At 55.6% G+C, this 22,379-nt stretch carries 25 protein-coding genes and 1 pseudogene; 11 read left to right on the plus strand and 15 right to left on the minus strand.

Annotated features, from left to right (window positions below):
- Positions 1–35 precede the first annotated feature (35 nt).
- The 4 genes from AC2FH2_RS13430 to AC2FH2_RS13445 all read right to left on the minus strand — a co-directional run bounded on the left by AC2FH2_RS13430 (position 36) and on the right by AC2FH2_RS13445 (position 4,770).
- A complete protein-coding gene (locus AC2FH2_RS13430; RefSeq protein ID WP_496823936.1) occupies positions 36–2,714 on the minus strand; it encodes an ATP-binding protein in 2,679 nt (892 codons plus the stop codon).
- Complete coding sequence (locus tag AC2FH2_RS13435; protein ID WP_282027767.1) at positions 2,714–3,016, minus strand: hypothetical protein; 303 nt, start codon at positions 3,014–3,016, stop codon at positions 2,714–2,716. The genes AC2FH2_RS13430 and AC2FH2_RS13435 overlap by 1 nt, the downstream gene beginning before the upstream one ends.
- Positions 3,013–3,393 (minus strand): response regulator transcription factor, encoded by a 381-nt coding sequence (locus tag AC2FH2_RS13440; RefSeq protein ID WP_142638139.1) that lies wholly within the window; start codon positions 3,391–3,393, stop codon positions 3,013–3,015. The genes AC2FH2_RS13435 and AC2FH2_RS13440 overlap by 4 nt, the downstream gene beginning before the upstream one ends.
- A gap of 78 nt (positions 3,394–3,471) precedes the next feature.
- Positions 3,472–4,770 carry a helix-turn-helix domain-containing protein gene (locus AC2FH2_RS13445; RefSeq protein WP_496824007.1) on the minus strand — a complete coding sequence of 433 codons (1,299 nt, stop codon included), beginning with the start codon at positions 4,768–4,770 and terminating at the stop codon, positions 3,472–3,474.
- Between the two features lie 222 nt (positions 4,771–4,992).
- Between AC2FH2_RS13445 and AC2FH2_RS13450 the strand changes: the two genes are divergently transcribed.
- The 4 genes from AC2FH2_RS13450 (at position 4,993) to aat (ending at position 8,213) form a co-directional block, all read left to right on the plus strand.
- Positions 4,993–5,529, plus strand: a complete 537-nt coding sequence (locus AC2FH2_RS13450; RefSeq protein ID WP_142638135.1) for a helix-turn-helix domain-containing protein — start codon at positions 4,993–4,995, stop codon at positions 5,527–5,529.
- A 152-nt stretch (positions 5,530–5,681) separates the two neighbouring features.
- The gene (gene accB, locus AC2FH2_RS13455) at positions 5,682–6,173 is read left to right on the plus strand and encodes an acetyl-CoA carboxylase biotin carboxyl carrier protein (RefSeq protein WP_142638133.1); all 492 of its coding nucleotides are present in this window, start codon (positions 5,682–5,684) and stop codon (positions 6,171–6,173) included.
- A 9-nt stretch (positions 6,174–6,182) separates the two neighbouring features.
- Positions 6,183–7,532 carry an acetyl-CoA carboxylase biotin carboxylase subunit gene (accC, locus tag AC2FH2_RS13460; protein ID WP_271950374.1) on the plus strand — a complete coding sequence of 450 codons (1,350 nt, stop codon included), beginning with the start codon at positions 6,183–6,185 and terminating at the stop codon, positions 7,530–7,532.
- A gap of 48 nt (positions 7,533–7,580) precedes the next feature.
- Positions 7,581–8,213 (plus strand): leucyl/phenylalanyl-tRNA--protein transferase, encoded by a 633-nt coding sequence (gene aat, locus AC2FH2_RS13465; RefSeq protein WP_142638129.1) that lies wholly within the window; start codon positions 7,581–7,583, stop codon positions 8,211–8,213.
- Here aat and AC2FH2_RS13470 read toward each other — a convergent pair.
- The 6 genes from AC2FH2_RS13470 to AC2FH2_RS13495 all read right to left on the minus strand — a co-directional run bounded on the left by AC2FH2_RS13470 (position 8,168) and on the right by AC2FH2_RS13495 (position 11,933).
- The gene (locus AC2FH2_RS13470; RefSeq protein WP_142638127.1) at positions 8,168–8,536 is read right to left on the minus strand and encodes a DUF2155 domain-containing protein; all 369 of its coding nucleotides are present in this window, start codon (positions 8,534–8,536) and stop codon (positions 8,168–8,170) included. The two genes, aat and AC2FH2_RS13470, sit on opposite strands and share 46 nt — an antisense overlap.
- A complete protein-coding gene (mlaD, locus tag AC2FH2_RS13475) occupies positions 8,533–8,985 on the minus strand; it encodes an outer membrane lipid asymmetry maintenance protein MlaD (protein ID WP_496713951.1) in 453 nt (150 codons plus the stop codon). Before mlaD ends, AC2FH2_RS13470 begins: the two co-directional genes overlap by 4 nt.
- Before the next feature lie 13 nt (positions 8,986–8,998).
- Positions 8,999–9,382, minus strand: a complete 384-nt coding sequence (locus AC2FH2_RS13480; RefSeq protein ID WP_142638122.1) for an NADH:ubiquinone oxidoreductase subunit NDUFA12 — start codon at positions 9,380–9,382, stop codon at positions 8,999–9,001.
- 79 nt (positions 9,383–9,461) lie between these two features.
- Positions 9,462–9,836, minus strand: a complete 375-nt coding sequence (locus tag AC2FH2_RS13485) for a Rid family hydrolase (protein WP_142638120.1) — start codon at positions 9,834–9,836, stop codon at positions 9,462–9,464.
- A gap of 66 nt (positions 9,837–9,902) precedes the next feature.
- Positions 9,903–11,168 (minus strand): ATP-dependent Clp protease ATP-binding subunit ClpX, encoded by a 1,266-nt coding sequence (clpX, locus tag AC2FH2_RS13490; RefSeq protein ID WP_142638118.1) that lies wholly within the window; start codon positions 11,166–11,168, stop codon positions 9,903–9,905.
- 132 nt (positions 11,169–11,300) lie between these two features.
- On the minus strand, positions 11,301–11,933 hold the full coding sequence (locus tag AC2FH2_RS13495) for an ATP-dependent Clp protease proteolytic subunit (protein ID WP_271950384.1): 633 nt from the start codon (positions 11,931–11,933) through the stop codon (positions 11,301–11,303).
- A gap of 320 nt (positions 11,934–12,253) precedes the next feature.
- Between AC2FH2_RS13495 and AC2FH2_RS13500 the strand changes: the two genes are divergently transcribed.
- Positions 12,254–12,589, plus strand: a complete 336-nt coding sequence (locus AC2FH2_RS13500; protein ID WP_496823939.1) for an ArsR/SmtB family transcription factor — start codon at positions 12,254–12,256, stop codon at positions 12,587–12,589.
- A gap of 23 nt (positions 12,590–12,612) precedes the next feature.
- Here the strand turns inward: AC2FH2_RS13500 and AC2FH2_RS13505 are convergent, their stop codons facing one another.
- Positions 12,613–13,623, minus strand: a complete 1,011-nt coding sequence (locus AC2FH2_RS13505) for a zinc ABC transporter substrate-binding protein (RefSeq protein ID WP_496823941.1) — start codon at positions 13,621–13,623, stop codon at positions 12,613–12,615.
- Between the two features lie 93 nt (positions 13,624–13,716).
- Here AC2FH2_RS13505 and AC2FH2_RS13510 point away from each other — a divergent pair, with 93 nt between their 5' ends.
- From AC2FH2_RS13510 to AC2FH2_RS13525, 4 genes are all read left to right on the plus strand, one after another.
- Entirely contained in the window at positions 13,717–14,196 is a 480-nt protein-coding gene (locus AC2FH2_RS13510) for a Fur family transcriptional regulator (RefSeq protein WP_142638114.1), read from the plus strand.
- Entirely contained in the window at positions 14,193–14,942 is a 750-nt protein-coding gene (locus AC2FH2_RS13515) for a metal ABC transporter ATP-binding protein (RefSeq protein ID WP_142638113.1), read from the plus strand. Before AC2FH2_RS13510 ends, AC2FH2_RS13515 begins: the two co-directional genes overlap by 4 nt.
- Positions 14,942–15,736: a metal ABC transporter permease gene (locus AC2FH2_RS13520; RefSeq protein ID WP_142638112.1), complete on the plus strand. Its 795-nt coding sequence runs from the start codon at positions 14,942–14,944 to the stop codon at positions 15,734–15,736. The genes AC2FH2_RS13515 and AC2FH2_RS13520 overlap by 1 nt, the downstream gene beginning before the upstream one ends.
- 76 nt (positions 15,737–15,812) lie before the next feature.
- Entirely contained in the window at positions 15,813–15,950 is a 138-nt protein-coding gene (locus tag AC2FH2_RS13525; protein WP_142638111.1) for an entericidin A/B family lipoprotein, read from the plus strand.
- A 1,294-nt stretch (positions 15,951–17,244) separates the two neighbouring features.
- Here the strand turns inward: AC2FH2_RS13525 and AC2FH2_RS13530 are convergent.
- Together AC2FH2_RS13530 and AC2FH2_RS13535 are read right to left on the minus strand one after the other, a co-directional pair.
- On the minus strand, positions 17,245–17,565 hold the full coding sequence (locus AC2FH2_RS13530; RefSeq protein WP_142638110.1) for a hypothetical protein: 321 nt from the start codon (positions 17,563–17,565) through the stop codon (positions 17,245–17,247).
- 89 nt (positions 17,566–17,654) lie between these two features.
- A complete protein-coding gene (locus tag AC2FH2_RS13535) occupies positions 17,655–17,834 on the minus strand; it encodes a CTP synthetase (protein WP_142638109.1) in 180 nt (59 codons plus the stop codon).
- 397 nt (positions 17,835–18,231) lie between these two features.
- On the opposite strand from AC2FH2_RS13535, the gene AC2FH2_RS13540 reads away from it, so the two are divergent.
- On the plus strand, positions 18,232–19,365 hold the full coding sequence (locus tag AC2FH2_RS13540; RefSeq protein ID WP_281973235.1) for an acyltransferase family protein: 1,134 nt from the start codon (positions 18,232–18,234) through the stop codon (positions 19,363–19,365).
- Positions 19,366–19,372: 7 nt separating this feature from the next.
- Here the strand turns inward: AC2FH2_RS13540 and lepA are convergent, their stop codons facing one another.
- Both lepA and AC2FH2_RS13550 read right to left on the minus strand, forming a co-directional pair.
- Entirely contained in the window at positions 19,373–21,172 is a 1,800-nt protein-coding gene (gene lepA, locus AC2FH2_RS13545; RefSeq protein ID WP_496823944.1) for a translation elongation factor 4, read from the minus strand.
- An 86-nt stretch (positions 21,173–21,258) separates the two neighbouring features.
- Positions 21,259–21,882: pseudogene (locus AC2FH2_RS13550) on the minus strand (RNA ligase family protein).
- Positions 21,883–22,057: 175 nt separating this feature from the next.
- Between AC2FH2_RS13550 and AC2FH2_RS13555 the strand changes: the two are divergent.
- Positions 22,058–22,369, plus strand: coding sequence for a hypothetical protein (locus tag AC2FH2_RS13555; protein WP_142638101.1), 312 nt, complete (start codon positions 22,058–22,060; stop codon positions 22,367–22,369).
- Positions 22,370–22,379: the final 10 nt, after the last annotated feature.

Consider the following 22,379-nt stretch of genomic DNA (forward strand, 5'->3'; position numbering starts at 1 on the left):
ACCCGGTGATAGTTACCAACCTGTTTATACAGCCGTCACTGCGCAGCCTGTCGGTAGGCCTGTGGCAGCCTGACCCGGAACGCAGCCCCACCATGGCCGGGCAAGTAGCTGATATCGCCCCCCAGTCTTTGCATAATCTCACGGCAGATCGCTAATCCCAGCCCCGCACCACCTGCCTTGTCGCCTCCGACGCGGGCAAATTTCTCAAAAACCATCTGCCGGGCATCCGGGGGAATGCCGGTGCCGTTATCAGCAAAATCAATGACGACTTGTCCGCCGACATCATGCGCGGAAATGGTCAGAACCGGTTCTTTGGCATCACAATATTTCTGAGCGTTCGAAATCAGGTTGATAAACACCTGCCCCAGACGGTCCAAATCCGTATGCAGGAGAACGCGTTCGGAGGTTTTCGACCGCCGGACGGTTAGTTTCTGGCTGGTTCCAGCCAAGGCACTGGACACAGCACGATCCAAAACCGACCGCAGGGTGTCACCGCTCTTGTTCAAATTGACTCGCCCACTTTCCAGAACGCTCAGGTCCAGCAAGTCATCCAGCAGCCGTGTCAACCGAAGCGCCTCGTCATGGATGATGGCAGCGTAACGCGTTCTTTCTTCGCTGGTCAGACCTTCGGTATCCCGCATGATCTCGGAAAATGCTCGGATCGAGGTCATGGGGGTTCGCAATTCGTGGCTGACTTGGCTGAGGAACCCGTCCTTCTGTTCGGAAATTTGCGTCAGCTTGGTGTTCGCCTCACGCAGTTGGCGCGCCGTACGGCTGAGTTCAGCGGATTTCGCTTCCAGTTGGCTGGAGTATTCCAACATCTGCGCGGATTCGTCGGCCACGGCGAGCAAATCCTCGACCGAAACGGAGGAACCACCAACAATCTGCCCGATCATCGCATGCGCTGTCGCCGCCCCGACCGAGCCGCTGAGTTCACGTTCCAACCGCTCCAAAAACCCAGGCGTAGGTTCGGGCAGGCTGGAACGCCCACCCTGCTGTTCCGCCTGCGCCTGAAAGAACTCTTGCGCCGGACCTGCGCCCAAAATGCGCTGGGTCATGATCATCAGGTCTTCGCTTTGCGCTACCGATCCGGTCCAACCGCGCAGCGCAACCGAATGGTCGAATACGTTGACGAATTGCGCCCCCTGCAAACGTTCGAGCGGGCTTGGAAAACTCAGCAAAGAGGCCGCGCAAAATGCCAGCGTGTTCAGCGACAGCGACCACAACACAGCGTGCACCATCGGGTCCATTCCGTCGATCCCGAACAAGGCCTGCGGGCGCAACCAGCCCCATCCGAACGGTCCGTTCTGCAGGACACTATCCGACATAATCGCGCTGCCCATGCCGGGCAACAACAGCGTGTAGATCCACAACAAGAACCCGACCGTCAGTCCGATCAGAGCCCCTGTTCGCGTCGCCCCGCGCCAGAACAGCCCGCCAACCAGCGAAGGCAAAATCTGGGAAATCCCGGCAAAGGCCACCAGACCAATCGAGGCCAGCGCGGCCCCGCCGCCGGAAATGCGGTAATACGAGAACCCAAGCACCATGATCACGGCGATTGAAATCCGCCGGGACAGCAAAACCACATTGCGGACATCACCGGATACGGCGCCAGTGCCCTCCTGCCGGCTAAACCAGATCGGCATCACGACGTGATTTGACACCATGGTCGATAGGGCCATTGCCGTGACAATCACCATCGATGTGGCGGATGAAAAGCCGCCAATAAAGGACAGCATCGCCAGCCATTCATTGCCCTGCGACAGGGGCACCGTCAGCACGAACAGATCCGGATTCGATCCTTCGGGCAAAAGGTCCAATCCTACGACCGCGATTGGCACGACAAAGAGACTCATCAACAGCAGATACAGGGGGAAGGCCCATGCGGCTGTCCTCAGATGCCCTTCATCGGCGTTCTCCACCACCATCACCTGAAACATCCTCGGCAGACACACAAAGGCCGCAGCCGATAGAAATATAAACGTGGTCCAGCGTCCGGCATTCACATTCCACTGCCCGATCTCAGAGGCATCGATGCGGTCCATCATCGGACCGACTCCTCCGGCTATACCCCAGACAACGAAAATGCCCACGGCCAGCAGCGCAAAGAGTTTAACGACAGATTCCAATGCGATGGCTGTGACAACGCCATGATGGCGTTCGTTGGCATCCAGATTGCGGGTACCGAACAGAATGGCGAACACCGCCAGCCCCGCCGCTACCCAGAACACACTGGACCCTTCGCGGTAAAGACCACTTGGGTCGGCCTCGGCAAAGATTGAGAATGACAGCGTAATGGATTGAAGTTGCAGCGCAATATAGGGCGTTCCGCCCAACACGGCCAGAATTGTGACGCAAATCGCCAGAGTGTTCGACTTGCCATAGCGAGACGAAATCAGGTCAGCGATTGAGGTCACCCTCTGGCTGCGGCCAACTCGAACCAGCTTGCGCAATCCCCACCACCAACAGATCATGACCAACGTGGGTCCCAGATAGATCGTTACGAACTCCAGCCCCGACCGGGCGGCGTTCCCTACCGCGCCATAAAAGGTCCAGGCGGTACAATAGATCGACAGCGACAGCGTGTAGATCAACGGAGATCGCAGCCACGCCCCCCTGCCCGCCGCGGCCATTCTGTCGGCGGCAAATGCGACGCTGAACAACAGCACCACATAGCCTAAACAAACCAGGATCAGCACGTTCAGCGTTGCCATCAGTCTTGACCTGGCTCGGAATCATCGCCGGTTGATATGCGTCTTGCGGCGAACCCAAAGAGAACGCTGACAACGATCAAAACCGCCCAGCATGTGAAGATATAGAGAATCGCAGAAGACAGCGGCACTCCGTCCGCTGCATCGCCCCCACGCGGCCACAGCAACGGAATCGCAATCAGCGCGCCCCCCAATATGGGCAATAAACGGGCGGCGTCGGTTAGCCTGCGTCGGCGGTAACTTTGGCGCTCAAGAAACAGCGACGGCCGCGCACCAGATGGTTGGCGGTCGTCCTGCATGCTCATGACCGCGAGGCCTGCGCGTGCAAATCGCGGACGGCGGTCAGAACTTCTGCATTGGAAAACGGCTTTGTCATGAACCGGCTGACCCCTGCATTCTCGGCCATCTCACGATCTTTCGATTGGCCACGAGCCGTTAGCATCAGAACCGGAAGATTTCGCAGTTCTTCGAGTTCGCGCAAGTCGCGCAAAATCTCCATCCCGCTTTTGCCCGGCAGCATCACATCCAGAATCACAAGATCGGGCTTCGCGCCCTGAATCACCAGCAGCGCATCCGTCCCTTCAGCATGCGTTTCAACCTGCCATCCCTCGCGGGTCAGCAAAAACCGAATGGCTTCAGCAATGTTCGGCTCATCCTCGATCAACAGAACCTTTCGGCTCATATATTTCATTCCTCCCCGAGACGGGCTGCACCACTGTCAACCTGTCCGAAACAGCTTATGCGCAGTGTCACGAAACTGTCAAAAACCTTCGCTCAGAATCGAGGGCTCTCGGCGCGATTCACAGTCCTTATTGGGGCAGACCCGGCAACTTGGGCCAACATGGGCAACCGCCTGACTGCCCTGAGGGCTTTCTTCGACGGATCGAACCAGCATGACAGAACGATAAACCGGCGCATCATCATAGCCGGAAATGGATTGCGGCCAGGCATAGGCATAACAATCGAATTCCGCAGCCGTTCGCCCCAACTGGACGATCCGTTTTCGGATCGGAACCAGCGGCCGGTTCAGCGCCTGAAACAGCGGCCACAGAGGACACGCCTCGCCGAATCTGGGCATGGCAAAACCGGGCACCGATTTGCTGAACAAAATGCTGCCCGAGGCATCACAAATCACCAGCCCGGTCGGGCGCGACAAATACCTTTTGGGCAAGGCGGCCAGCCGCCTCAGCACGGTGGCGATGTCGACTGAATACTCTGTTGCCAAAAGCAAAGGATCTGTAACTCCCCGATCCAAAGCCCCTTTGAGCGCATCCAGAGGCAAAAGCCGAGCGTCGGATTCGTAAACGTCCAGAATATCCCGCGCCACTTTTCGCGCGGCAGAGGAATCAATCTCATTCAGATTAACATCTGCGCTTCCGCCTCCGGATTCGATTTCCGGGAAATGGTGATCATGCCTGTCAAAAAATGCTTCGACATCTTCCAGAGGGACGCCGCGACGATCCTCGGCCCCCTCGGAATCATCCAGATAGGCCACCAGCGATTTGGAGCTATCGGCCAGCCGTTCGGCATCCTGGTGCAGGTTCCGGTGGAATCGGTCTTGCCACTCGGGTTCAATCTCTTGCGTTTCAGCAAGAATGGCAGCGGTGGAACGAATCGCGGCGGCTGTCGAAAGGACCTCGTGCATGGATGCTGCCAGATGAGGATCGTGGGTCAAACGATCCGACAGGGTTTCAATCGTTCGCTCTAACGACACCACTCGGCTGTGCATTTGCGCCAAAACGCCCGCCCACCCTGGAAACCTACTTGCGAACTCCTCAAGCCCGTCCACTTCGGCTTTCTGGCCAACAGCATCTGCCGCAGCCTCGCGCAGCGCAGAAATCAGCGTCGCCTCGATCCCCTGGGTTAGCACCGAAGGCTCAACGGTCAGGGCCGCAGCGATATCCACCAACAGCTTTCCTCCGATCCTGCGGCGGTTATGCTCGATCAGGTTCAGATAAGATGCCGAGATTCCAACCTGCCGTGCAAGCTGGGCCTGACGCAATCCGGCGATCTGCCGCCTTTCGCGAATACGGCTGCCTGTTAACGTGTCCCGCAAAATTTCCTCTTTTTCCGCTGGCTCCTTTGGTCAACTTCAGGAGCATTTTCAAAAGTATTATTTAAATATAAGTATTTAGCAATAAATTTTCTTGGGCAGTTTACTTTCTTCACAAACGCATCCCGCAATTCCAAACACCCGGACCGCGGTGTAACCCATTTGCATATTTCGAAAAACACAGGCCTTCCCCTTCTATTTTCGGAAAAACACCTGCACCATGGACATATGAGCGACCCAGCCTTTGAATATGCGCCGATCGGATTGGTCGAGTTGGAGAACCGCGTGATCCGCCGGTGCAATCTGCAGTTCGCACGCACTTTCGGCGGTGAAGAGGCCGATTACCGCAACATGCCCCTGCTACATCTCTACCCTTCTGTCGCAGATTGGGAACGTATCGGCGCACGGAGCCTGCAAATCATGCGCGACACCGGATATTACACGGATGAGAGGGTCATGCGTCGCCGCGATAGCGACTTATTCTGGTGCCGCGCGCGCGGACGTTCGCTAACGCCTGAAGATCCATTCCGCCATGGCATCTGGAGTTTTTCGGATATTTCCGAGGAACGCCCTTTGGTCGAGCTAACCAGCCGTGAGCGCGAGGTTGCCATTCTGTCCTGCAAGGGCTTGTCGGCCAAGGAAATCGGTGCGGAACTGAACCTGAGCTATCGTACAATCGAAGCCTACCGTGCGCGGCTGCTTGAAAAATTCGGGGCACGTAAACTGCCTGAACTGGTTGCGAAACTCTCCGGAATGCCGCTGTAACGCTGTTTACCACTGGTAATCTTCAGCAAAACCCCCATCTGACAGGCCGAGACTGTGCTTTTCATGGCCGTACGCTTAGCTTATAACGCTGCGTAATCAGACCAAAGCCCGCGCGAAACAGACGGGCCAAAGGGGAACCGTCGAGGACACTCATGACAGATACCAAACACGAAGCGGATGTGGCGTTTATCAAGGCACTGGCCGAACTGCTGCGGGAAAACGACCTGACCGAGTTGCAGGTAAAGCGCGATTATGGCGAAGATGACAGCCTGAACGTACGCGTTAGCCGCATGTCACCCGTCGCCGCTCCGGTCCAGGTTGCGGTCCCGGCGGCCGCGCCAGCCGCAGCCCCGGCAGCCGCACCTGCAGCAGCTGAAGCACCCACAGCAAGTGACGATCCAGCCAGCCATCCGGGCGCCGTGACTTCGCCCATGGTCGGCACCGTGTACATGCAGCCCGAGCCGGGTGCGCCGTCCTTCATCTCCGTCGGTGCCAGTGTTTCCGAAGGCGACACGCTGCTGATCGTCGAAGCGATGAAAACCATGAACCACATCCACGCGCCTAAATCCGGCACTATCAAGCGTATTTTGGTGGGTGATGGCGATGCTGTGGAATTCGGCACTCCTCTGGTCATTGTTGAGTAAGGCGGCCCCATGTTCGACAAGATCCTGATTGCCAACCGAGGCGAGATCGCCCTGCGCGTCATCCGCGCCGCACGCGAGATGGGGATTAAGACAGTCGCCGTCCATTCAACCGCAGACAGTGACGCGATGCATGTACGCATGGCGGACGAATCGGTCTGCATCGGCCCCCCGCCCAGCCCACAAAGCTATCTGTCGGTGCCTGCGATCATCTCAGCCTGCGAGATCACTGGCGCTCAGGCGATCCACCCAGGCTACGGCTTTTTGTCTGAAAATGCCGAGTTTGTGCAGATCGTCGAAGATCACGACATCACCTTCATTGGACCCACCGCTGAGCATATCCGCGTGATGGGTGACAAGATCACCGCCAAGGACACGATGAAGGCCTTGGGCGTTCCCTGTGTGCCTGGTTCAGATGGTGGCGTGCCGGATCTGGCCGCAGCCAAGCGGATCGGTGAAGAATTCGGCTATCCTGTAATCATCAAGGCCACCGCCGGTGGCGGCGGACGCGGCATGAAAGTCGCGATGAGTGCGGATGAGATGGAAAGCGCCTTTATGACCGCGCGCGCCGAAGGCAAAGCCGCCTTTGGTAATGACGAGGTCTATATTGAGAAATACCTGACCACGCCGCGCCACATCGAGATTCAGGTCTTTGGCGATGGCAAGGGCCAAGCGGTTCATCTGGGCGAGCGCGACTGTTCCCTGCAGCGCCGCCACCAAAAGGTATTCGAAGAGGCACCCGGCCCCTGCATCACCCCCGAAGAACGCGCAAGGATCGGTAAGGTCTGTGCCGATGCGGTTGCCAAGATCAACTATATCGGTGCAGGTACGATCGAATTTCTGTACGAAAATGGCGACTTCTATTTCATCGAGATGAACACCCGCCTACAGGTCGAACACCCGGTCACTGAGGGCATCTTTGGCGTGGATCTGGTGCGCGAACAAATCCGCGTTGCGGCTGGTCAGCCAATGTCATTCGGTCAGGATGATCTGAAAATCAATGGTCACGCCATCGAGGTTCGGATCAACGCCGAGAAATTGCCAAACTTCTCGCCCTGCCCCGGAAAAATCTCGGCCTACCATGCGCCGGGCGGTCTGGGTGTGCGGATGGATTCAGCGTTGTATGACGGGTACACGATCCCGCCCTACTACGACTCACTGATCGCCAAACTGATCGTGCAGGGCCGCGACCGGCCCGAAGCACTGGCCCGTCTCGAACGCGCATTGGGTGAGTTGATCGTGGACGGAATCGACACGACGGTTCCCTTGTTCCACGCACTTCTGCAAGAAAGTGACGTCCAAAGCGGTGATTATAACATCCACTGGCTGGAGCACTGGCTTGCGGAGAATATGGCCGACTAACTCTGCTGGGTCGGAAGGTTATCGCTTTCCGACCCTGAGGCGCCTGGCATGAGCCTTTCCCCGGAATTACTGCTCCATGGATATTCCATCGGTATCTTCCCGATGGCTGAACATCGCGATGATCCGGACCTGTTCTGGGTTGATCCTAAGTTTCGCGGCATCTTCCCTCTGGACGGATTTCACATCTCACGCAGCTTGGCCCGCAGGATTCGGAACTGTGGGTACACGGTGTCAATCAACAGGGATTTTCCCGGCGTTGTTGATGGCTGCGCTGATCGCACGGATACCTGGATCAATCAGGAACTTCGCACCCTTTACCAAAAGCTGAACCAATCCGGTCACGCCCATTCACTGGAAATCTGGGACGGCCCGAATTTGGTTGGGGGCGTTTATGGCGTTACTCTTGGCGCTGCCTTCTTTGGCGAAAGCATGTTTTCCCGGCGCAAGGATGCCTCAAAAATTGCACTGGCTTATTTGGTCGATAGGTTGCGGTCCTGCGGGTTCAAACTGTTCGATACACAGTTTTTAACCGCGCATCTCGCCTCGCTCGGCGCGATCGAGGTGCCACGGGCACAGTATCGGAACGCGCTGGAAGAGGCAGTGACTATTGCAGCAGATTTCTCTGCTGATCTCGATCAATCGCCGGATGGCGTGATACAGCGGATCACCCAGACGTCATAGCGCGAATGATCAAGCGCATTCAGGGCTGGCGAGGTGGCAATCATCCACCCGTCAAACAGTTGATCCGTTCCGCCTTGTTCCCAAATGGTCAGGTAGGCAAACGCGTCCCCTGTTGGGTTATCTGCAGGATAGCGGCAATCACCCAGTGCGACATCCAGCCCAAAGACTGTCTTGGATTGGCCGTTTTGCAGTTCGACATCAACGGTCTGGCCATTGACCTTATCCAGCCCTCTGAGCATTGCACCCGGTCCGGATTGAACCTTTTGCTGTGCCGCTACCCCAGAGGCTGCCAGTATTGCCGCGATCAGAGCATATCGCTTCATTCGCCGCCATCTCCGGCGACGAACTTAACCAAAAGCGAAATCAGGCTGACTGCGCCCTGTGTATCCTCGACCTGATCGCCCGGTTCAAAGTTAAAGGGCGATCCGCCTGGCATGACTTCTACAAAGTTACCACCCAGCAACCCTTCGGATGAGATCACGATAGCACTGTCATCGGGGACCAAAATTCCATCAGAAATCGCAAAAGTCGTGTCCGCCCGATAGGTTTCCGGGTTCAGGGCCACTCCTGTCACGGTGCCGATTTTGACCCCGGCAAGCCGCACGTCCGTTCCGACGCCGACGCCTTCGAGCGAGCGGAAAGAGGCGTTAAGCTCATAACCAGAACCGCCCTGGGACAGGCCTGTCGACTGGCTCGCATAAACGCCAAACGCTATTGCCCCGGCCAGGACCGCGCCTCCGACCAAAACTTCTGAAACTTTGTAAGATGACATTGCTCGCCTCGTCTTATTCCGGGTTCCAGGCCTCATAATCCGAACGCTCGACCGGATCCGGGCGGCGCAAAGACCCCGCCGGTGCATAAGCAAGCGCGGTTCCTGTCAGGTTTTCCTGGTGCGGTTTTTCCCAGGATTTATGTGCCAGAGGTTTGTCGGTTGGCGGTTCGTCCCAGGTGCGGTGCAACCAACCGTGCCAATCGGGATCAACCCTGCTGGCCTCGGCCTCGCCGTTGAAGATCACCCAACGCCTGCTGTCATCCGCGGTACGATAAAATATATTGCCTTCATTATCTTCACCGACTTTCACGCCTTTGCGCGCGGTGTAAATCTGGGTGTTCAGGGTGGCCCCGTTCCACCAGGTCACGGCGCGCAAAAGACTGTTCAGGATTCCCATCGGCTGCCTCCGGCATTTTTGTCTCTGCAGATATGGACCAAAGGTCCGCCAAGGTCCAGTGCTAGGGTAACGTTGCGCATCAATCCGGCAAAACTGCGGTCACTTCAATCTCGATGCGGTCCTCTGGCGTGATCAGGTTGCATTCGGTCACTGTCGCCGCCGGCGGGTTTTCACCAAATGCCTCAACCAGCAAGGGCCAGCACAGTTCAAATTCTGACATGTCCGGAAGGTAGTAGTTTACCCGAACCACATGCGCCAAATTTGATCCAGCCTCATCCAAGGCCTTTTCAATCGCCTGCAGCGCGGATTTGCACTGTCCGACGATATCTTTGGGAATGATTTCGCCTTGTGCGCAGGTCCCGGCAACAAAGACAAAACCGTTTGCAACCACTGCCCGGCAATAGCCGACTTTGGCCTCATATTGGCCGCCCGAGGAAATTCGCCTTATCGTCATCCTGCCCTCCCAAACACAAAATGGCGCGGGATCACCGCGCCATCTGTTGCAATTCAAATTCTGTGATTACCCGGCCGAAGCCGATTCCGCCGCATCCGCATAGATGATCAGCGGCTGTTTGTCCGAAGATACAGCCTCTTCGTTAACGACAACCTCGGTCACGTTCTTCATGCCAGGCAATTCGAACATCGTGTCCAGAAGGATATCTTCAAGGATCGAGCGCAGCCCGCGTGCACCGGTCTTCCGTTCAATGGCGCGTTTGGCGATAGCCTTGAGCGCATCGTCGGTAAAGCCCAGCTCGGCATCTTCCAGTTCGAACAGACGCTGATACTGTTTGACCAGCGCGTTCTTGGGTTTGGTCAGAATGGTGACCAGCGCATCCTCGTCGAGATCTTCAAGCGTGGCCAGAACTGGCAGACGTCCGACAAATTCCGGGATCAGACCGAATTTCAGCAGGTCTTCAGGCTCCAGCTCTTTGAAAATCTCACCCACGCCGCGGTCATCATTGTCCCGCACATCGGCACCAAAGCCCATGGCCGAGCCTTTGCCGCGCTGTGCGATAATTCTATCCAGACCCGCAAAGGCACCACCGCAGATGAACAGGATATTCGTCGTGTCCACTTGCAGGAATTCCTGCTGCGGATGCTTGCGTCCACCTTGCGGCGGAACACTGGCGACGGTGCCTTCCATCAGCTTCAGCAGCGCCTGCTGCACGCCCTCGCCCGACACGTCGCGCGTAATCGAGGGATTCTCGGATTTGCGCGTGATCTTGTCGACCTCATCGATGTAAACGATGCCGCGCTGCGCGCGTTCGACATTGTATTCGCTGGCCTGCAACAACTTGAGGATGATATTTTCGACATCCTCGCCCACATAACCGGCTTCGGTCAGCGTGGTCGCATCGGCCATGGTAAAGGGCACATCCAGAATGCGCGCCAGAGTTTGCGCCAACAACGTCTTGCCGCAGCCTGTCGGGCCGATCAACAGGATGTTGGATTTGGCCAGCTCGATATCGCTGCCGGCCTTCTGAGCGTGATTCAATCGTTTATAGTGGTTGTGAACCGCTACTGACAGAACCCGCTTGGCCGTAGCCTGACCGATCACATAATCGTCCAGAACTTCGCAGATGTCTTTCGGCGTCGGCACTCCGTCAGAAGATTTCAGCCCGTTGGCTTTCGTCTCTTCGCGGATGATGTCCATACACAGCTCGACGCATTCATCACAGATGAACACGGTCGGACCTGCAATCAGCTTACGCACCTCATGCTGGCTTTTGCCACAGAAGCTGCAGTAGAGCGTGTTTTTGCCGTCACCGCCTGAATTCGTCGCCATGATCTACCTTTCGGGCTCCATCCTATGCCCCTTGCGGGGCCGCGCTTGCGCCTGTTCGTGCAGCTTAGGCCAGCACTGTGGCGGCTACAATCTCAAAATACCCCCCGTATCGGCGACACGAGGGGTCTGGGCTTAGCTCTCTTCGCCGCTCATCTTGGCGCGGTTTTCAACGATCTCGTCGATGTGACCCCATTCCTTAGCCTCTTCCGGGCTCATGAAGTTGTCACGGTCCAGCGCCTTTTCAACGGCCTTTTTGGTCTGTCCAGTATGGCGTACATAGATATCATACAGGCGATCCTTCAGCTTTTGCGTCTCAGCTGCGTGGATCATGATATCGCTTGCCTGCCCCTGATATCCGCCACTGGGCTGGTGCACCATGATGCGGCTATTCGGCAGGGAAAAGCGCATGCCCTTCTCACCACCGGCCAGCAGAACCGACCCCATCGAGGCCGCTTGACCGATCACCAATGTGGAACATTTCGGCTTGATATACTGCATTGTGTCGTAAATCGACAAACCGCTGGTGACCACGCCACCCGGCGAGTTGATGTAGATCGAGATTTCCTTGTTCGGGTTCTCCGCCTCAAGGTGCAGCAGCTGAGCAACCACAAGATGGCTCATCCCGTCGTGGATCGGGCCGTTGATAAAGATGATCCGCTCTTTCAGAAGGCGCGAGAAGATATCATATGCGCGCTCACCCCTGCTGGTCTGCTCAACGACCATTGGGACAAGCGTGTTCATGTATGTGTCAACGGGATCGAACATAAGAAACCTGCCTGCTTTGCTATGGATCGGGACACTACCCGAAAATCTGTTACCTGAGTCTTAGTATCGCCACAGTGGGGCTGCAAGGGGTGCAGGAAACTTCATGCCCTGCAAATGCAAATAGATATTCAGCGGTGACTAAAGCGATACGCTCTTCAAAGTCGAAATCTGCGTCGAACTCTCACAAGTTCCCCTTTTCCCCTCACCTCATTTTGATTCATGCATATGAGAGTAAATGTTCATAACTAGCTGACTTGCGACCTTCTCCAGGCAGCAACACAAACAGGCGCCCAAAGTGTGGGCTGGTAAGGAAACAGAGGATGGCCCTTCCACAACTTTCAAAGGAAATATCTCCGGAAAATTTCGACAAAATGGTTGAGAATGCAACGCATGCTGCAAATTTTCTCAAGGCAATCAGCCACGAAGGGCGTCTCATGATCCTGTGCCACCTGGTATCGGGAGAAAAGTCAGTAACAGAACTGGAAGAGCTGCTTTCGGCGCGGCAAGCCGCTGTTTCGCAACAACTGTCGCGGTTGCGACTTGAAGGGTTGGTGACGCCTCGCCGCGAAGGCAAGGCGATCTTTTATAGACTTGCCGATGAACGGCCACGCCGGATGTTAGAGGTTGTCTACGAACTCTTTTGCAACGAAGAATAAGAGCAATCCGCTATCCCGGCTACTTACGACTTACTTTTGGAACAGTCTTGATAGCCGGCGGACATGGCCATTAGCAAACTGTCATAGTGCGAAATTCCCGTGTCAAGACTCACGCCTACGGGATCCAATTCAAAGATCGTGGCCCCGGTTCCTTCGATCGCTGTCCGTACCAGCCTTGTGTCAAATTGTGGCTCGGAAAAGGCACAAACAATTCCTTCATGCTCAACCTTTTCACGCAAAGCCGCCAATCGCGCCGGCCCGGGAGAGGACGCATCGCCAAGACTGACTGCGCCGGATGACTCCAGCCCAAATCGCTTTTCGAAATACTGATAGGCATCATGAAACGTTATGAATGACAGCGTCTGCATATCTGTCAGATCTGTCATAATTTTTTCTTTCAGTTCAATCAGTTCCCGATCTGCGGTCGCCGCGTTCTGCTGATAAGAATCGGCGTTTTCAGGGTCCGCCTCTGAGAGCGTTGCGGCAATTACCTGAACCCAGATACGTGCATTTTCGGGATCCAGCCAGGCGTGGGGGTCAACCCCTTCGTGATCATGGCCATGGTCGTCTGCATGGCCCGCATGGTCGTCGTGATCGTCATGACCCGCATGATCGTCGTAATCCGCGTGATCGTCGTGGCCATCATGATCCGCATGGTCATCATGGTCATCATGGTCATCATGATCGGTCGCATCCCGGAATTCATAGAGAATTGTTCCATCGGCATCCAACAAAGAGACGTGCAGTGCATCCGGCGACAGCGCACCCAAGGGTTTAGCCAGCCAAGGGGTCAGCTCTTCTCCAGTCCAGAATACGATCTCGGCGGACTGTAAAGACCGCGCCTCAGAAGGCCGCATAGCGTGATCATGAGGTGACGCCCCGGGCGGAATGATCAGACTGGGCTCACCCACGCCATCCATCACACGGGCGACCAGCGAATGAACAGGCGCAATATCGACGGCCACGCTTGGCGCTTCAGCAATAGCTTGGCCTGCAAACGCGATTGAGAACAAATACAGTGTGGGTCGGAACATATTCCCTCCGAAATGATATGTTATTACATTCGTTGTACGCTTGTTAATCCGGACGTTATTACATATCAAGTTGAAAATCATTGGAGTCCCGCCATGAGCACTGTTGGATTCAGACAACACGATCACGCCCACTGCGTTCACACTGCGCTGTCTCAGGCCGAAAACAAGTGCAGAACAAAGCGCCTGCAATTCACCACTGTCCGACGCCGTGTTCTTGAGATCCTGTTGGAAAAGCACCGGGCAATGGGCGCATATGACATTCTGGCTGTGCTAGCTGCAGAAGGGCTCGGGTCGCAACCTCCGGTCGCGTATCGTGCACTGGATTTCCTTGTGCAAAACGGGTTCGTGCATCGTATCGAGCAACTGAATGCCTATACAGCCTGCGCCCACCCGACCCATGACCATGTCCCCGCGTTTCTGATCTGCAGGTCCTGCAAAGCAGTGGCTGAAACGGAAACCGAGCTGACACAGGGTCGATTGGGCGCTGCGGCGAACACCTCGGGGTTTCAAATCGAACGAGTAGTGGTCGAGGCCGAGGGCCTATGTCCCGAATGTGTAGGGTCGGCGGCATGAATACCCCTCTTATTTCATTGAAAAACATGTCCATTCGGATCGACGGCCGCACGATCCTTGAACATGTGAATGCGGCAGTTTCCGAAGCAGAGATCGTGACCATTGTGGGGCCCAACGGATCTGGTAAGTCGACTCTTTTACGGGCGATCATTGGGGCCATTACCCCATCAGAAGGCCAGGTAAGCCGCGCGCCCGGCCTGCGCATCGGTTATGTCCCGCAAAAACTGGCTTTGGACGCCGCTTTTCCGATGACCGTGCAACGTTTCCTGGGCTTACCCAAACGGATCTCGGCCCGCAAAGCGCTGGATGCACTAGAACGAGCGGGCGTCCCGGATCTGCGCAACCGGCAAATGACCCAGCTTTCGGGCGGTCAATTTCAACGAGTTCTGCTGGCGCGCGCACTCCTTGACGATCCTCAGGTCTTGCTTTTGGATGAAGCGACGCAAGGCCTGGATCAACCGGGTGCAGCTGCCTTCTATCAACGCATTGAGCAGGTCAGACGCGACCTTGGTTGCGCGATCGTGATGGTCAGTCACGATCTGCACGTTGTCATGGCGGCCTCAGACCGTGTGCTATGTCTGAACGGACATATATGCTGCGAGGGGTCGCCTCATACCGTCGCGGACGCACCTGAATACCGGGCCTTATTTGGCAGCGGAACCAAGGGCATGATGGCCCTTTACCAACATCAACACAGCCATTCGCACGACCATGACCACCACCACGACCAGGAAACAACCAACTGATGTTAGACGATTTTATGGTTCGTGCGGCGCTGGCGGGTATTGGCGTTGCACTCGCGGCGGCCCCTTTGGGGTGCTTTGTGGTATGGCGCCGGATGGCCTATCTGGGCGAGGCCACAGCGCACGCGGCTGTTCTGGGTGTGGCACTGTCTCTGGCATTTTCGCTTCCGATGCTGCCGTCGATTGTGGCGTCAGCGCTTGCCATGGGGCTTACCGTCACGCTTTTGCGTGGCAAGGGGTTGGCGATGGATACATTACTAGGCGTAATAGCGCATACAGCCCTGGCCGCAGGGCTAGTCACCGTCGCCTTGCTGTCCGACGTCCGGCTGGATTTAAATGCCTTTCTGTTTGGTGATATCCTGGCTGTCACCAAAGGCGATTTGGCAACCATTTGGGGCGGCGGCGCGTTGATCCTGGCAGTCATGATCTGGCGCTGGTCAGCCCTACTTGTCGCCACGCTGAACCCGGACATGGCCTATGCATCCGGCATTGACCCTAAGCGCGAGGAGGTGTGGTTGACGCTGACCATGGCGCTGGCCGTTGCCGTGGCAATCAAAGTGGTAGGGGTTCTGTTGATTGCCGCCCTGCTCGTCATCCCGGCAGCCGGTGCACGATCTTTGGTGAAAACACCTGAAAATATGGCATTCGGGGCCGCAATCATCGGATCAGCTGCCGCCCTTGTCGGGCTGTGCGGTGCGTATCTTGCCGACACTCCGGCCGGGCCCAGCATCGTCTGCGCCGCAGCTGTGATCTTTCTGGTGACAGCAGCCATCGGGCCACTTTTTCGTAAAGAATAGAATGCCGGTTCAAAACTCTGGTTCACCATTAGCAAAACTGCTACGAAAATCGGGACTTATACAAAAGGAGAGACCTATGATCCGAGCCGCACTTATTGGACTGGCCCTTTGCACACTCGCCGCATGTGAAACCGCTAAAGGCGCCGGTAAAGATATTGAAAAAGCAGGTGACGCAATTCAGGGCGCAGCCACCGAGGTTCAGGAAAACATCTGATTCCATTCGGAATGTAGCGATCAAGATCGGGCGACATACAAGATATAGTTGCTCTCTGCACCCGGACCCGCTATCCTTGCGGACACAGGTGCATAGACGCGGCATTGCATTTCTGACACGATCACGGGGTTCTTGCTTAAACGCAAGAACCCCGTTCCCGTTTTAGGGGGAATTAAATCGCTGCCTGTATGAATCCGGGGCCCGGAAAAAGGAAAAGGCGTCAGGTGCGCAGACGCGGTCTTTGCATGTGCCCATAGGGCACCCCTGACGCCTTACCGGTTCGACACGCCCGAGGGACGCCCCGATCCAGTTGCTTTGTCCCCCTAAGGGGCCACAGCCGCTGAACAGAGCCCGAGGGCCCCGCACAGCACGCATTAACCTTCTGAGAGCTTGATCACCTGTTTCAAACTTGACGCCCAAATCAGCGGATCACGCACCGGTAAGTCTTTGCAGTAGAACAAAATCCTAAGATTTCCCTTCACCGCAGCGACCCCCTTGGCCTTTGCGTCCCACCCAGGATCCTAAGAACCTCTGCGGTAACCTGACTGTTACATCGCGGTCATAAACGGGCAAGAAAATAGCACTGCAGCATAAAAAATAGTCGGGGATAAACTGTTGATATCTCGCTGGAGAGTAATGTGGATAACTCTAGATTTTACGTTCCTGCGCAGAGTTGCGATTGGACAAGTGAAATTGCGTGCTTGGCCCGGGATTTTGGACTCTTTCTGCAGGCGCAAACGGGCTGCACGACCCTTCTGGGGGTTTTGGTGAGCGATTGCGCCGATCCGATCCCTGATATTTCGAATCAAACCCGCCGTGAACGGGTCGCTCTTTGGCCACGGCCTCCGAGGACCGAGGCATTTTCTGACCAATCAGGGCCACCTGCCCGCATTTTGCGCTGAAAGCCTGTTCTGAATTTGAGAAGCGCTCCGACCCGGTTGGGCTACCTACTAAGCGCTGCGGCAATTCGCAGCCAGTACCCCCTAAATTCCAACCGGACCAGAGACGCTTCAGTTCACCTGGAGACCAGAGACGAGCCCGGAACTCGTTCGATCGCGCAGGCTACGCAAATTCAAGATTACATACAGCCCAAGGATCTTGCGCCAGCCCACGCAGCCAACCTAGATGAAGGGGCATTTACCGCTTCGATAGTTGAAATTGCTGTCACTGGCTCACCTCCTGTGCTGGGCCTTTCGCTGGCCTTTTACACAGATTGGGTGGCTGAGGGCCGGTTGCAACTTACCTAAAGGAAGCTTCATGAAGGCTTTAAAAAAGCCTAACCAGTTTGTCGCGCTTAGGCCCAGGCCAGCGCGGTGCCGATCACGACCAGGGAAATGCCAAACACTTCGCGATGCGAGAAGTTTTCGCCAAACAGAAAGAATGAGGCGATGGCGATGAGAACAACCTCGGCCCCCAGAATTCCAGTATAGATTATGCCCAACCGTTCGTCGCGCAGCGCGGCGAGTTCGAGCGTCGCCCCGGCCAGCAGGGTCGCGACGATCAGCAGGCCAAGCCCCAGGCCAGGGATTTTCCACCAGAACTTCATCGCGACCATGGCAACGGAATAGAGACCCGCTGACCCGAGGGCAATGAAGGGGATCATGGATGTGGACATCTGCGCCTCCTGCTAGGGTTCCGCAACTAAACTCTAGCAGGCCAGCCGGGATGCGGCTGTGAGGTTGGTCACAATGGGCCGAACAGGCCTTATCCCGCGATCTTTCGGGTCACCAGATACGAAACCGGAAAAGCCGCAATAAAGCCAGCTCCGGCAGCGATCAGGATAGGGTATAGCGTCGTATACCCCATCGACAGAACCGCAATCACAGCGGACCCGGCAAAGGTGGAGCCAAGGAAGATATGTACGATCAGCATCAGGGGAAGCATGGGGGCCTCATATCAGGGATTCAACTTCCGCGGATCCTAGGATTGAGAGCGCATGCGGTCTTTGATCTGGGTCAGAGTGAGAGGAACATGGTATCAGCACAGATAGTACCTCAAAACGAATACTCGCAGGATATGATCTGGTAACAATTCTGTAGAGCAGGTCAAAAGAATAGTTGCCATTTTCCTGATTGGCACAGTCTTTAACTGTCTAATACAATTTTTTCAAGACATCATCCAAACACTGCTTTGGTTGAAACAAAAAAACCTTTTCGCGACTTTTATCTCGTGCGGCGCAACCAAAATCGCGTGTCCCTATGCGGGGCTGGTGCACTTAGCGCCAGTCTACTATGCTGCGGGTCGTAAGTGTTTGTGAGTTTGAGTTTATTACATGACCAGAATGGCTGATCAGGACAAAATAGGGTACGTTAACGGGTTACGCGGCATTGCTATTCTGATGGTCCTGTATCACCATCTCATTCAGCCTCATTATACACCAATACCCTTAGAAAAAACTTCGTCGTTTTACTTTTTCGCGATCCAACCATTTCAGTTTTCCGGCTGGTTGGGTGTAAACATATTCTTCGTGCTGTCCGGGTTCGTTCTGTTCCTTCCGTTCGCGCGATCCGCCAATCTACAAATCGACAGCGTGAGATTTCTAAAAAAGCGGGCCGTGCGCCTGCTCCCACTCTACTACCTGAACGTTCTTGTGTGTCTTGTCGCATTTGTCGGCGAACCAATCGCAAGGTTCTTGATCCATTCAATCGCCTATGTACTTGTCCTCTTTCCCAGTCCAGAATTATTTTTCCCGCCAATGAACCCTCCATTGTGGTCTTTGGGTATCGAGATTTGGTTTTCCATCTTATTTCCAGCGATCCTGATACTAATGCGTTACTTGGGTATTGCCAATGCGTCCGCTCTTTTGATCATTCTTTCGCTTGCGGTAAACGTCTATGGATCGGTGGAATTTCAGGTTAACGGGAAATACTTAAACAGTGTTTCCGACACATTGCCTGGGAGGCTTTCAGACTTTTGTATTGGTATGCTCGCAGCACATTTTTGGATACACGTTACCGATGACAATCATGCACTCGCCTTGAAAAGACGCATCTTACTACCAAGTGGGGTGTTAATGATATATCTATCCTTTGTACTTTCCGTCGGACGCGTCACAGGTGATTTTCCAGCCATTTCCCAGACATTCGCAAATCTATTTCTCTCTCTGGGTATCGCGCTGCTGATTTTAGCCCTTCGCGCCCAAAAAACCAACTCAACTCTGCGGAGTTTCTTAGAGATCCGAGGACTTCAGGTTTTGGGCATGATGTGCTTTAGCGTGTATATCTGGCACTGGCAGATCATTCATGTGTTCAATCACATCTGGGGAAGCCAGAACTGGATATTCACGCCAATACTGATGCTTTATTTTTTGGCATTGCTTCTCGTTTCCGGAATAACATATCGTTTCGTTGAATTTCGGCGAAAGGGCGTCAGAGACATATTCCTCTTGCAGCCCAAGCAATTCCAAAAGAGGTAGGCAGGCCTCAACTATCCATCTTCAACGCTGAGATAAACGCCTCCTGCGGAATATCGACCTTCCCGAACTGACGCATCTTCTTCTTACCCGCCTTCTGCTTGTCCAGCAGTTTGCGTTTCCGCGTGGCGTCGCCTCCGTAACACTTGGCAGTAACGTCCTTACGCAGGGCCGAGAGGGTCTCGCGCGCGATGACCTTGCCGCCGATGGCGGCCTGGATCGGGATTTTGAACATGTGGCGCGGGATCAGGTCTTTGAGCTTCTCGCACATCGCCCGGCCCCGCATCTCGGCCCGGTCACGGTGAACCATGGTCGACAGCGCATCGACCGGTTCGTCATTCACCAGCACCGACATCTTGACCAGCGCGTCCTCGGTATAACCGGTCATCTGATAGTCAAACGAGGCATAGCCCTTGGTCACCGATTTCAGGCGGTCGTAGAAGTCAAAGACGACCTCATTCAGTGGCAGGTCATAGACGACCATCGCGCGCGAGCCCGCATAGGTCAGGTCCATCTGGATGCCACGGCGGTCCTGGCACAGTTTCAGCACGTCGCCCAGGAATTCATCCGGCACAAGGATGGTCGCCTTGATGCGTGGTTCCTCGATATGGTCGACCTTTGACGGGTCGGGCATGTCGGCGGGGTTGTGCAGCTCGATCATCTCACCGTCTTTCATGTAGACGTGATAGATCACCGACGGCGCGGTGGTGATCAGCTCGATATCATATTCGCGTTCAATGCGGTCGCGGATGACCTCAAGGTGCAAAAGGCCAAGGAAGCCGCAGCGGAAGCCAAAGCCAAGTGCGGCCGAGGTTTCCATTTCAAAGCTAAAGCTGGCGTCGTTCAGGGCCAGCTTGTCGATCGCATCGCGCAAATCTTCGAATTCGGAACTGTCGACGGGGAACAGACCGCAGAACACCACCGGTTGCGCGGGTTTAAAGCCGTCCAGCGCGATTTCTGCGCCATTGCGGTCATTGGTGATCGTGTCACCGACGCGGGTGTCGCGGACCTGTTTGATCGAGGCGGTGAGAAAGCCGATCTCACCGGGGCCGAGGCTGTCGACCATCTCCATCTCAGGCCGAAAAACGCCAACGCGGTCGACATGGTGCAGGGTGTTGTTCGACATGAACTTGACGCGCATGCCCTTTTTCAGGGTGCCGTCCATGATGCGGACCAGAACGATGACGCCGAGATAGGCGTCGTACCAGCTATCGACCAGCATCGCCTTGAGCGGTGCATCCAGATTACCCTTGGGGGCCGGCAGATGGGTGACAATGGCCTCCAACGTCTCATGGATGCCCTGCCCGGTCTTGGCGCTGACCTGAATCGCCTCAGACGCGTCGATGCCGATCACATCCTCGATCTGTTCGGCCACGCGGTCACAATCGGACGCAGGCAGGTCGATCTTGTTCAGCACCGGCACGATGTCATGATCGGCGTCGATGGCTTGATACACATTGGCCAGCGTCTGCGCCTCGACCCCTTGGGTCGAGTCCACAACCAGCAGAGAGCCTTCGACCGCACGCATCGACCGCGAGACCTCATAGGCAAAGTCCACGTGGCCGGGGGTGTCGATCAGGTTCAGCACGTATTTCTCGCCATTGTCGGCGGTATAGTCGATGCGGACCGTGTTGGCCTTGATGGTGATGCCGCGCTCGCGCTCGATATCCATGCTGTCGAGCAGCTGTTCCTTCATGTCACGATCCTTGACTGTCCCGGTCTCTTGGATGAGCCGGTCAGCAAGGGTGGATTTGCCATGGTCGATATGCGCGACGATGGAGAAATTGCGGATGTGAGCGAGGTCTGTCATGGGTTGGGGATATGCGTCGGAAATGGGCTGCGGTCAAGGTAGGACGAGACCCGACGAAACCCTTTAGTTGCTAGGCTTCGATCCGATCAGACCAGCCCATTTCTAACCAGTTCAGCATTCATCCAATGCGTCTCACTTTGCACATAACCTTCACGTACGTACTTCGCGAGATAAGTGGGCATGTTTTCTTCCTCGAATGCTGCTGTTGTGCGAACGACAAACCCCTCTTGTGTGTCTAGATCTAGGGCTGCAATTACATCAGCGACGACCTGAGCTGAGAGCCGTCCCCGATACAGTTCGGAAACAGGGCTGATTCCAAGTTTTGTAAAGCGTGACAGCGTCGCATCCCATGGCTGAACGACGCCAGCTTTGATCCACGCGAATCCCAAAAAATAAGTCGGCAATTCCAAATACGCGATGGAATGACGTGCGAATAGATATTCGCCAACAATGCGCTCATCCTAAGTAAGTTGCGGTGCGATACCAGCTGCGAAAGCCTTCACCCAGTCTCGCGACGGGTGATATCTTGCGTCGATGCTGCGAGGGTGGCAGCCTTGGCTGTGAATTGTCGTATTCTCGCCGTCCATCTTTTCGGTAAAGACGACTTCGTCCGCTGATGCCAACTCATCAACACTCGACATGATCTTGTCATCGCTTGTAGCACCGGGAGATTGCGGCAAGTGGAATGTACGCCCGTATTTCTTTAGCATTTTGGTCTCACGATATAGTTCTAAGCGAAGTCAGGCCAGAAAACGCGACATCAATTATGTGCGCAATCACTTTTTCGCAGCACATGATTGATCCGAAATCCACTTTGATTCATACTCCGCCACAGACCAAGAGGGGCATCAGACCCGTCCGGGCAGGCAAAAACGAGGCAAGAGCATGAAACAGTTCCTCCTAATCGCATTTTGTGCGGCATCGCTGACGGCGATGGCTCCGGCACCCAGCGAGGCTGCGCAGATCAAACGGGCGTGTCTGGCGTCTGATCGGTCGGCGGCGACGCGGGCGCGGTGCAGCTGCATTCAGCGCGTCGCGGATCAGGCGTTGACGCGTGGTGATCAGAAGACCGTCGCCAAGTGGTTCACCGACCCCCATCAGGCGCAGGAGTTGAAGATGTCGCAGACTTCGCGCGATGATGCGCTGTGGGATCGGTACAAGAACTTTGGCCAGATGGCGCAGGCAATCTGCAACTAAGCTGGTCACG

Source organism: Ruegeria sp. YTSA105 (genome assembly GCF_059610225.1).

Bases quoted from the DNA above. Each gene is read 5' to 3' on its own strand.
- AC2FH2_RS13530 (WP_142638110.1), bottom strand. From the start codon at position 17,565: ATGTCCACATCCATGATCCCCTTCATTGCCCTCGGGTCAGCGGGTCTC.
- AC2FH2_RS13480 (WP_142638122.1), bottom strand. From the start codon at position 9,382: ATGGGAATCCTGAACAGTCTTTTGCGCGCCGTGACCTGGTGGAACGGG.
- AC2FH2_RS13505 (WP_496823941.1), bottom strand. From the start codon at position 13,623: ATGTTCCGACCCACACTGTATTTGTTCTCAATCGCGTTTGCAGGCCAA.
- AC2FH2_RS13470 (WP_142638127.1), bottom strand. From the start codon at position 8,536: ATGAAGCGATATGCTCTGATCGCGGCAATACTGGCAGCCTCTGGGGTA.
- AC2FH2_RS13485 (WP_142638120.1), bottom strand. From the start codon at position 9,836: ATGACGATAAGGCGAATTTCCTCGGGCGGCCAATATGAGGCCAAAGTC.
- accC (WP_271950374.1), top strand. From the start codon at position 6,183: ATGTTCGACAAGATCCTGATTGCCAACCGAGGCGAGATCGCCCTGCGC.
- aat (WP_142638129.1), top strand. From the start codon at position 7,581: ATGAGCCTTTCCCCGGAATTACTGCTCCATGGATATTCCATCGGTATC.
- AC2FH2_RS13435 (WP_282027767.1), bottom strand. From the start codon at position 3,016: ATGAGCATGCAGGACGACCGCCAACCATCTGGTGCGCGGCCGTCGCTG.
- clpX (WP_142638118.1), bottom strand. From the start codon at position 11,168: ATGGCGACGAATTCAGGCGGTGACGGCAAAAACACGCTCTACTGCAGC.
- AC2FH2_RS13540 (WP_281973235.1), top strand. From the start codon at position 18,232: ATGGCTGATCAGGACAAAATAGGGTACGTTAACGGGTTACGCGGCATT.
- lepA (WP_496823944.1), bottom strand. From the start codon at position 21,172: ATGACAGACCTCGCTCACATCCGCAATTTCTCCATCGTCGCGCATATC.
- mlaD (WP_496713951.1), bottom strand. From the start codon at position 8,985: ATGTCATCTTACAAAGTTTCAGAAGTTTTGGTCGGAGGCGCGGTCCTG.
- AC2FH2_RS13440 (WP_142638139.1), bottom strand. From the start codon at position 3,393: ATGAGCCGAAAGGTTCTGTTGATCGAGGATGAGCCGAACATTGCTGAA.
- AC2FH2_RS13520 (WP_142638112.1), top strand. From the start codon at position 14,942: ATGTTAGACGATTTTATGGTTCGTGCGGCGCTGGCGGGTATTGGCGTT.
- accB (WP_142638133.1), top strand. From the start codon at position 5,682: ATGACAGATACCAAACACGAAGCGGATGTGGCGTTTATCAAGGCACTG.
- AC2FH2_RS13450 (WP_142638135.1), top strand. From the start codon at position 4,993: ATGAGCGACCCAGCCTTTGAATATGCGCCGATCGGATTGGTCGAGTTG.
- AC2FH2_RS13515 (WP_142638113.1), top strand. From the start codon at position 14,193: ATGAATACCCCTCTTATTTCATTGAAAAACATGTCCATTCGGATCGAC.
- AC2FH2_RS13535 (WP_142638109.1), bottom strand. From the start codon at position 17,834: ATGCTTCCCCTGATGCTGATCGTACATATCTTCCTTGGCTCCACCTTT.
- AC2FH2_RS13500 (WP_496823939.1), top strand. From the start codon at position 12,254: ATGGCCCTTCCACAACTTTCAAAGGAAATATCTCCGGAAAATTTCGAC.
- AC2FH2_RS13555 (WP_142638101.1), top strand. From the start codon at position 22,058: ATGAAACAGTTCCTCCTAATCGCATTTTGTGCGGCATCGCTGACGGCG.
- AC2FH2_RS13495 (WP_271950384.1), bottom strand. From the start codon at position 11,933: ATGTTCGATCCCGTTGACACATACATGAACACGCTTGTCCCAATGGTC.
- AC2FH2_RS13525 (WP_142638111.1), top strand. From the start codon at position 15,813: ATGATCCGAGCCGCACTTATTGGACTGGCCCTTTGCACACTCGCCGCA.
- AC2FH2_RS13510 (WP_142638114.1), top strand. From the start codon at position 13,717: ATGAGCACTGTTGGATTCAGACAACACGATCACGCCCACTGCGTTCAC.
- AC2FH2_RS13430 (WP_496823936.1), bottom strand. From the start codon at position 2,714: ATGGCAACGCTGAACGTGCTGATCCTGGTTTGTTTAGGCTATGTGGTG.